The sequence below is a fragment of the Bradyrhizobium sp. NBAIM03 genome, from assembly GCF_020194055.1.
Classification (GTDB): Bacteria; Pseudomonadota; Alphaproteobacteria; order Rhizobiales; family Xanthobacteraceae; genus Bradyrhizobium; species Bradyrhizobium yuanmingense.
Genome location: NZ_JADYVS010000211.1, coordinates 1 through 416, shown reverse-complemented (window position 1 = coordinate 416; position 416 = coordinate 1). Strand labels below are relative to the sequence as shown.

General features: G+C 57.5%; 1 pseudogene. It reads right to left on the bottom strand.

What is annotated here, in order from left to right:
• A pseudogene (gene ghxP / locus I6F21_RS38145) lies at nucleotides 1-416 on the bottom strand (guanine/hypoxanthine transporter GhxP); the annotation flags it as partial.

The window sequence follows — 416 nt, the reverse complement described above, 5'->3', positions numbered from 1 at the left end:
GCGATAACGACCGTACCGATGTTCAACTTGCGCCATTCGCCGGAAACCAGACGCCCAATCACCAGAGTCGCGAAGCCGATCATGATGCCTGTTACGATGTTACAGGTCAGCACGATGAATACCGCCGTAACCAGACCCGCCATCGCATCAACAAAATCAGCAAAGTCGATTTTCGCCACGTTGCTCAGCATCAGCAGGCCAACGTACATCAGCGCCGGAGCCGTTGCATACCCCGGAACGAGGTAAGAGAGCGGAGAGAGGAACAGAATCAGCAGGAACAGCACGCCAACGGTGATAGCCGTCAAACCGGTTTTACCGCCCGCCGCCGTACCCGCCGCAGACTCGATGTATACCGCTGCCGGAGCTGCACCCACCAGGCCAGAGAAAACGCTGCTCATGGAGTCAGTGGTCAGTGC